Source organism: Sulfurovum sp. bin170 (genome assembly GCF_010892395.1).
Classification (GTDB): Bacteria; Campylobacterota; Campylobacteria; order Campylobacterales; family Sulfurovaceae; genus UBA1140.
Genome location: NZ_JAACKB010000128.1, coordinates 1 through 7,584, shown reverse-complemented (window position 1 = coordinate 7,584; position 7,584 = coordinate 1). Strand labels below are relative to the sequence as shown.

Below are 7,584 nucleotides of genomic sequence, written 5' to 3'. Positions count from 1 at the left end.
TATTTTATGATTATCTATGTCGGGATGAGGGCAACCCGACCTACAGACTGCCATTTTTTTGAAGAAAATAAATTTTTAATTCATATAAATTATGGCTTAGGTTGACGCGTATGGGCTTAAAATCACCACCCTACGCAAATCCCAACTCCTTAAAAATCTCTTTGAAAATCTCATTTACCTCTAACAGTTCATCATACATCAGACCAAAGGCTTTATCCTCTACAATCCACTCTTCAATATGTTTCATACTCTGACTCTTCTCATCTTCTGAGAGTATATCTGATTTTACAATAGCAGTTTTAATCTCTTCTACTCGCTCTTTTGGCATAATAAATCCTTTTTTAACTAATTATATAGCTTTTTGTAATTATATTCTTTTTTGTTGAACTTTAAGCTATAATCCCTTTATGAAAAAATATATCCTACTATCTATCATAGTCCTACTTCTCAACTCCTGTCAAGAGGTTAGTGAACATAAACCTCTTCTCACTGACACAAAAGAGAGACAACCTGTCATCATAGTAAACCAAAACCGTCACCTAAATATCCCAGAGTTTTGGATAGACCAGATTAAAAATCCAGATGAAGTTATTATGTCCCCCAAAAAGATTAAAGAGTTCAATGATAGAGTGGCTTATGTTCAAAAAAAGCTCACCTATTTCAAAGATACAAATGAATATTATGGTAGCTCATGGGTCAAAAATTCTATCGAAAAGATGTCTAGTAGCATAGAGATTCAAACTAAATATTTTGCAGATGGGAACAGAATTTCAAGAAACTTCTACAGTAAAATCAAAAATGATATGAGTCTAAACAGTCTCTCTATGAATAGAGTAAAGACCCGTTACGCTCTAATAGTAAACTACACAAACCAAAAGATAATCCCAACAGACCTAGCACTGCTTAAGAAAAAAAATCAGATATATTTCGACCGTAACCAAAACTCTGCACTAGATATTGCAACGCCTATCGCCATCTTGCACAGCACCGATGATGGGCAGTGGCACTATGGAATTACACCGACTAGTTCAGGATGGGTAAAAGATAAAAATATAGCATTTGGAGAGAAAAAAGAGATAGAGAACTATCTTGATTCAAAAAACTTCATCGTCACTACAGAGGCAAAGAGTGCAGTGATGGTAGCAGGGAGATACCATGACTATCTACGAATGGGTGTTAGACTGCCCTCTCTCTTGACTATTGATGATATGACAATGGTAATGATTCCGACTAGAGACCAAGATGGGAAATTAGTTTTAAGCAATGCCACCATAAAAACCTCTCATACCAACAAAGGCTACCTACCATACACCCCCAAAACTATACTCACACAAGCTTTTAAGTTCCTACATGCACCTTATGGTTGGGGTGGAATGTATGGAGAACAGGACTGCTCAAAATTCCTACAAGAGATATATGCAACAGTTGGTGTCAAGATACCTAGAAATTCAGCATCTCAAAGCCTTGTTGGCTCACAGCATATAGAGTTAAGTAGTCTAAGAAAAGAGTCAAAAATATCTCTGCTTAGAGGTACGATTATTGGCTCTACCATCATCCATCTAAAAGGTCACATAGTTCTATATCTTGGTGAGTATAAAGGAGAACCTTATATTATTCATACTGTATGGGGAGAGGGGAAGAGACATTTTGCATTGGGGAGAACAGCTGTTACAGCTTTGGGGTTTAATGAGTATATTGAGAAGATAGATAGGGCTACTGTGATTAGAAATGAATAGTCTATAATATTTATATGTTAATTAAAAAAAAGTTATAAATTGAGCAATTAAGTAACAAAAAGCTCTTTTGTTGAGCCTTCTTTAAAGACAATATAGATATGATAAGTAATTCAAATTTAATTTTTTCAAGGAGGAGTGTTGTGATAAAAAAAATATTTATCTCATTGGGTATGGTACTGCTACTTAGTTTTACAAGCTGTGGAGGTGGAAGTAGTGAAGAGGCAAAAGCTCTTTTGCAAAAAATACTGCAATTTGTGGGAATTCCACAAGAGATTGTGGTCAATATCTGTCAAGATGAAAACAGAGATGGAATTTGTGGAGGAGGTGAGCTATTTACCAAGGTTACTATCAACAAAGGTGATAGTGTAGATGATATTTGGGCAAAAATCTCACTGACAGAGGATGGCAGATATTTTTTAGAGACCTATGACGCTACTTTGCCTATCTTGGTTGAGTTGCAAGATGTCGCCAAAATTGATTATGATGATGGGAAGTTTACCCTTGCATTTGATGGGTTTACAAGTAAAGAGGATGATAATGAGACCAAAGAGGTCTCTATCTTTGCGATTAGCACAACAGAGGCAGATAAGTTTAGAACTTTGCAAAACCAAGAGGCACAAGATAAGTTTTATACGACACTCTTAAATGATTTGGAGACAAATATCAATACCCTTAGAGCTAATGAACTTGATAAACAGACAGCCATGAGTGCCACGATTAAAGAGATGGGCGATGAGACCAAAGCCAATCAAGCACAAGCCGATAAGATTAATGGTTGTGACAATAATCAAACTTGTGTCGATGAAGAGATTAAGAAGATTTCAAATGAGTTGATTATTACGGATAGTGAGGTAGCGGAGATAAAAGCCAAAGAGCAACCTAGCCAAGAGACCAGTGCCACACTTTCAGAACCGACTCCTACACCTGTAGCAGGAGGAGAAGAGATTCAGTATGGACAGTGGGTCAAACCATCACGGAGTGTTTGTGAGAGTAGTGGTGGTAACTATGGGGAATTTACTACTAGTGCCGATGATGGCACAAAGTATGAAGGTACACTGTACACAGAGTGTTGGGCTAATTGGGAGAATGCCCATACCATCTGTAGTGCCACTGGGGGAGTATTGCCCAATAATGAGACTCTAAAAGCCGTGGTGACCGATTGTGGAGGGGTTATTGATGATTATGAGAATAATAGAAACAGTGAATCTTATCAAGCTTGTTATAGAGAGAAAGGGTTCACCTCTAGCTACTATTGGTCGTCTACTTCGGATGCGTCTGACTCTAGCAATGCTTGGATTGTGAATTTCAGCAATGGCCATGTGGATTGGAACGATAAGACGTATGAGCTTTCTGTTCGGTGTGTTAGAGGAGGACAGTAATTTGACCTTTGATTTTGCCCCGCAGGGTCGCGACAAATTTTAATGGTGGTGGGTGGTAGAGACAAGGCATGCCTTGTCTCTAAATAAGAGGGGTCGAGTCACAAATATAAAGTAATTTATATCTCAATCAATCGACATAAACCAAACAAAACTCCTTAGGTGTCAATACATTTATATCAGACATTTTAAAATCTTTTTTATTATTCGAGATGATTAAATCAGCATTAATAGCTTTTGCACAAAAATATTGAACCCCATCTTCAAAGTCTTTAAATTTAGAATGGTTAGCATCTTCAATAATCTTTGCACTAACGGAAACAATATTATGCTTCAAAAGCAATTCATCTATAATCTTACTTATCTCATATTTTGAAAACTCTTTTCGTATAATATAAGTGATATTGATAATAGAAATATCATTTAAAAAGAGTTCTATAGTCTGTTCTTCTAAAAATTTCAAAGCCCTCTTTGCAGACCCATCATCTCTATTTAAAAAAGCATCTGCAAAAACATTTGTATCAAGAAATATATTCATATCTAGCTAGTACCCCTTAGATGCAAAATATTCATCTCTAATATCATTTAAAGACATGCTTGAGTATTTATCTCCACATCTATCACTTATTTCATCAATAATACGACTTCTCTCTTTTCCTTGATTATCGCCCCTTGGCTTCAAAGCTAACAATTTATAATGAGTCTCCTCACTAACACCAAAATCTTTATAACTAGGCTTCGTATCCTCTTTTTCAATTGATGATTTATGAAATTGAGCTTTTAATTTCAAATAGTTAAGAACAAGCTCCTCTATTTTCTCTCTTCCTATCTCTTCTATATAATCTTTTATAGATGGATTTTCTGCTTGTATCGTAAACATATCTCTATCTCCTCATCTATTTTTAGTTGCTTATATTATATCGTAAGATTTTAAAAAACCAATAATCAACCCTTTTTTCAATGATTACATCATTATCTCTAAAGTTAAGTTAAAAAATAATACTAGCATCAATCCTATCAGCAGAGACCTCTTCTCTATCAAGATTATAATACAACTTCTCACCAGAGACCCTACTACCATTCATATCTAATCTAAAATGACTATCCGTAGACGCTATCTTCTCCTCCATACTATACTTCAAATCATCTGTAACAAAAGAGAACCCATCATCTCTTCTCAATGAGATATTATCCTCCAAGTATACAAAATCATCTCTATAGATAGCCTTTTTTGCCAAGATGCGATGAGTCTGCTTGTAGGTTATATCTATATCTTCAAACTCAAAAGAGTCTCCATCTTTTATAACAGAAGAGGAGACCAACCGATTCTCTATCCCCTTTTCACTCAAATCTATAAGAGATAGGTTTTTGAAATATAGCTCTTTTGATGAGTTTGACTCTATCGCCTTGACATCGTTAGGTTGCTCCATAAAGATAAAACCAAACAAGATAACCAATGATACTACTAAGATATACTCTACTCTTAAAACCATAACTTCAGATACTTCTCTTCTAATCCCTCTGAAATAATCAACTGCTCAATCATCTCTCTAACTGCTCCATCTCCACCTCGTGTAGAGAGAGTGACATCAGCTATATTTCTGACATAATGAGACGCATTAGAGGGGACAAATGCCACCTTTGAGGAGACAAGCATACTATAGTCATTGAGGTCATCACCGATAGAGGCTACACTATCCATACTTAAACCTAGTTCAGACAAAAGAGTATCTAAAACTTCTTTTTTATTATCTACACCCTGATAGAAGTGTTTAATCCCAAGTTCTCTAGCCCTTCTCTCCACTATCTTGGATTTCCTACCTGTTATAATCGCCACCTGCTTACCAAGCCTTATCCAAGAGGCTATAGCTAGACCATCTTTGACACAAAAGGATTTGACCTCATCACCATTTTGTGTATATGTAATCTTACCATCAGTCATAGTTCCATCAACATCAAGTACTATAATCTCTATACTCATAGAACACCTTTGGTGCTTGGTATTCCTGCGTTTTCATTGATAGTTACAGCACGACGAAGTGCAACAGCAAGAGCTTTAAAAGAAGCCTCGACCATATGGTGTCTGTTTCGTCCTCTATTACAGATGAGATGTAGTGTCAAGTGAGCGTTGAATGTAAATGCTCTAAAAAACTCCTCTACTAACTCAACATCAAATGTTCCTATCTTCCCATCCATTGGCATTTCAAAAACTAAATAGGGTCGATTGGAGACATCCAAATCGCAAGTAACTGAAGCTTCATCCATTACAACAGTAGCATTACCATATCTCTCAATACTCTGAACAGGATAGAGAGACTTAGCAAAAGCTTGACCCAAGACAATAGCAATATCTTCCACAGAGTGGTGGTCGTCTATGTGAGTATCTCCACTACAAGAGATTTCCAAATTGATATGAGAGTGTTTAGCCAATGCCTCTAACATATGGTCAAGAAAGCCTACCCCTGTATCTATCTTTGATTTACCTTGACCGTAGAGTTGAAGTTTGACGGAGATTTGAGTCTCTTTTGTCTCACGAGAGATTTCTATCATCATTTATATTTCCTAAAATAAGTTGGCACATTTTAGCATCGTGAGCTTAAACTTTTCACTAGACTTCTTTCAAAACTAGGAACCGATGGCTTTAGCCTCGTAATATTCGGGACTAAAGTCTCCGATTCCAAAGAGTTTTACAGGATGTCTACTAAAAACCTACCTCCTAACCAAAAACGCCCCACTCAAACTATGTCTATGTTTAGAGATAAATTTTCTAGCTTCCAACTCACTTCCAAAGCCCTCTATCTGAACACGGTAGATAGTTTTAGAATCTTTCAGACCATTTTTGATAACAGCCTTATATTGTTTGCTCAACAGACTATATCGTCTAACATACATCTCTGCACCACTATGTTTTCTAAAAGCACCAACCTGTACAGATACTTTTTGAGCATAAGTATCTATTTTTGGAAATCTATCTACCGAATTTGATGATGTATATGGGTCGCTATCTACAACCGATATACTATAATTATTACTGTAACTGCTATCTGGAGCGTTAACCATAACATCATCTCTATCTACAGATTCTATAACTGGCGTATATGTACCCTCTTTTTTTATTTTAGACTTTGTCAATATGGAAAATGGCTTAACTCTGCTTGAACCTCTCTCTGTTTTTGGTACTGTTACCAAACAATCATCACCTACACAAGCTTTTTTAGAGGTTGGAAGTGCTGAACGCCTATCGACTTTGCCACCCAAACCAACTATCTCAACCTTGACATCGGTAACACCTCGTTTGACTAATCCTAGCTTTTTAGCACTTCCATATGAGAGGTCAATAATACGCTTAGAAGAGAAAGGACCTCTATCATTTATCCTTACAATCTCACTTCTGTTACTAACCATATCTGTCACTCTTACCATAGTATTAAACGGTAAAGTTCGATGTGCAGCTGTTTTTGCGTTCATATTATATATCTCACCACTAGCTGTCTTTTTACCATCAAACTTCTTACCATACCAACTGGCTTTGCCATAAGTAACTTTTTTAAATTTTAACTTTTTAACTCTATCTTGATTAGTACTAACCTTAGGTATATAACTCTTTTTTACCTCATTAGAAGTTCTTATTTCAGTTGTTTTTGTTGCACATCCACTCAATAAAAGAGCTGTAAATAGTGATAATCCAATTACTATATCTATTTTTTTCATCATATACCCCTAGTTTCTACTATATCTCTGACCACCATATACTCTATGAAACATATTCAATCGAGATGTTGGTATATTTAACATAGCATTGCTATTTTGTGGTATAAAATCCTGCTTTAGATGCATATTTATATTTTTTAGAGTAGAGTAGTTTATCTGTAACCTAGATGCAATCTGCTTTAGTCTCTCTCCACTTTTAACTCTTACAGAAGTAATCCCATCATTGTCAAATTTATATATCATCTTACCCAAGTTATCATTTTTCTTAAAAATATAGTTCTCACCTATCAGAGCAAAAAGAAGAATTTTCTTGATATATTTTCTAGTCTCAGCACGAAGATAATTTCTTCTAGGGTCAATAAGTGTTGGCAGATGTTTAGTACCCGCCTTGGCAACGGCTCTCTGAACACAACCCTGTCCACAGTTATACGCCATAGCTGCTAGATACCACTTATCTAAACCACCACGAATTTTGTATAGATAATCAACAGCAGCCTTGGTTGATTTTATGGGGTCATATCGCTCATCTATGACACTATCTATTCTTAGATGCTGCTCTCTTCCTGCTGTTGGCATAAACTGCCAAAGCCCACCAGCCGCAGAGGTAGACTTTGCTGTTGTCTTAAAAGCAGATTCAGCCATAGAGAGATAGATAAAGAGTGGAGATATATCTTTCTCATACATCAACTCTCTCATAGTAGGAATAACCAATCTCCCTCTATTAACTGCATTTATAAATCTTTTTGTATAAATTTGTCTGT

The 7,584-nt window shown here is 36.0% G+C and carries 10 protein-coding genes; 2 read left to right on the top strand and 8 right to left on the bottom strand.

The window, feature by feature from the left end; genetic code table 11:
• Positions 1-130: 130 nt before the first annotated feature.
• The gene (locus tag GSY74_RS03100) at positions 131-328 is read right to left on the bottom strand and encodes a hypothetical protein (protein ID WP_164663649.1); all 198 of its coding nucleotides are present in this window, start codon (positions 326-328) and stop codon (positions 131-133) included.
• A gap of 79 nt (positions 329-407) precedes the next feature.
• On the opposite strand from GSY74_RS03100, the gene GSY74_RS03095 reads away from it, so the two are divergent.
• Both GSY74_RS03095 and GSY74_RS11000 read left to right on the top strand, forming a co-directional pair.
• Positions 408-1,736: an SH3 domain-containing protein gene (locus tag GSY74_RS03095; protein WP_164663648.1), complete on the top strand. Its 1,329-nt coding sequence runs from the start codon at positions 408-410 to the stop codon at positions 1,734-1,736.
• 140 nt (positions 1,737-1,876) lie between these two features.
• Positions 1,877-3,115: a DUF1566 domain-containing protein gene (locus GSY74_RS11000; RefSeq protein ID WP_164663647.1), complete on the top strand. Its 1,239-nt coding sequence runs from the start codon at positions 1,877-1,879 to the stop codon at positions 3,113-3,115.
• A gap of 127 nt (positions 3,116-3,242) precedes the next feature.
• Here GSY74_RS11000 and GSY74_RS03085 read toward each other — a convergent pair whose 3' ends face one another.
• From GSY74_RS03085 to GSY74_RS03055, 7 genes are all read right to left on the bottom strand, one after another.
• Complete coding sequence (locus GSY74_RS03085) at positions 3,243-3,650, bottom strand: PIN domain-containing protein (protein WP_164663646.1); 408 nt, start codon at positions 3,648-3,650, stop codon at positions 3,243-3,245.
• Between the two features lie 6 nt (positions 3,651-3,656).
• Complete coding sequence (locus tag GSY74_RS03080) at positions 3,657-3,992, bottom strand: hypothetical protein (RefSeq protein ID WP_164663645.1); 336 nt, start codon at positions 3,990-3,992, stop codon at positions 3,657-3,659.
• Between the two features lie 109 nt (positions 3,993-4,101).
• A complete protein-coding gene (gene lptC, locus GSY74_RS03075; RefSeq protein ID WP_164663644.1) occupies positions 4,102-4,605 on the bottom strand; it encodes an LPS export ABC transporter periplasmic protein LptC in 504 nt (167 codons plus the stop codon).
• Entirely contained in the window at positions 4,596-5,093 is a 498-nt protein-coding gene (locus GSY74_RS03070; protein ID WP_164663643.1) for an HAD family hydrolase, read from the bottom strand. The genes lptC and GSY74_RS03070 overlap by 10 nt, the downstream gene beginning before the upstream one ends.
• Positions 5,090-5,662 (bottom strand): imidazoleglycerol-phosphate dehydratase HisB, encoded by a 573-nt coding sequence (hisB, locus tag GSY74_RS03065; RefSeq protein ID WP_164663650.1) that lies wholly within the window; start codon positions 5,660-5,662, stop codon positions 5,090-5,092. Before hisB ends, GSY74_RS03070 begins: the two co-directional genes overlap by 4 nt.
• 159 nt (positions 5,663-5,821) lie before the next feature.
• Complete coding sequence (locus GSY74_RS03060) at positions 5,822-6,823, bottom strand: septal ring lytic transglycosylase RlpA family protein (protein WP_255494510.1); 1,002 nt, start codon at positions 6,821-6,823, stop codon at positions 5,822-5,824.
• 9 nt (positions 6,824-6,832) lie between these two features.
• A partial coding sequence (locus GSY74_RS03055; RefSeq protein ID WP_164663641.1) for a lytic transglycosylase domain-containing protein occupies positions 6,833-7,584 on the bottom strand: 752 nt, incomplete at its 5' end.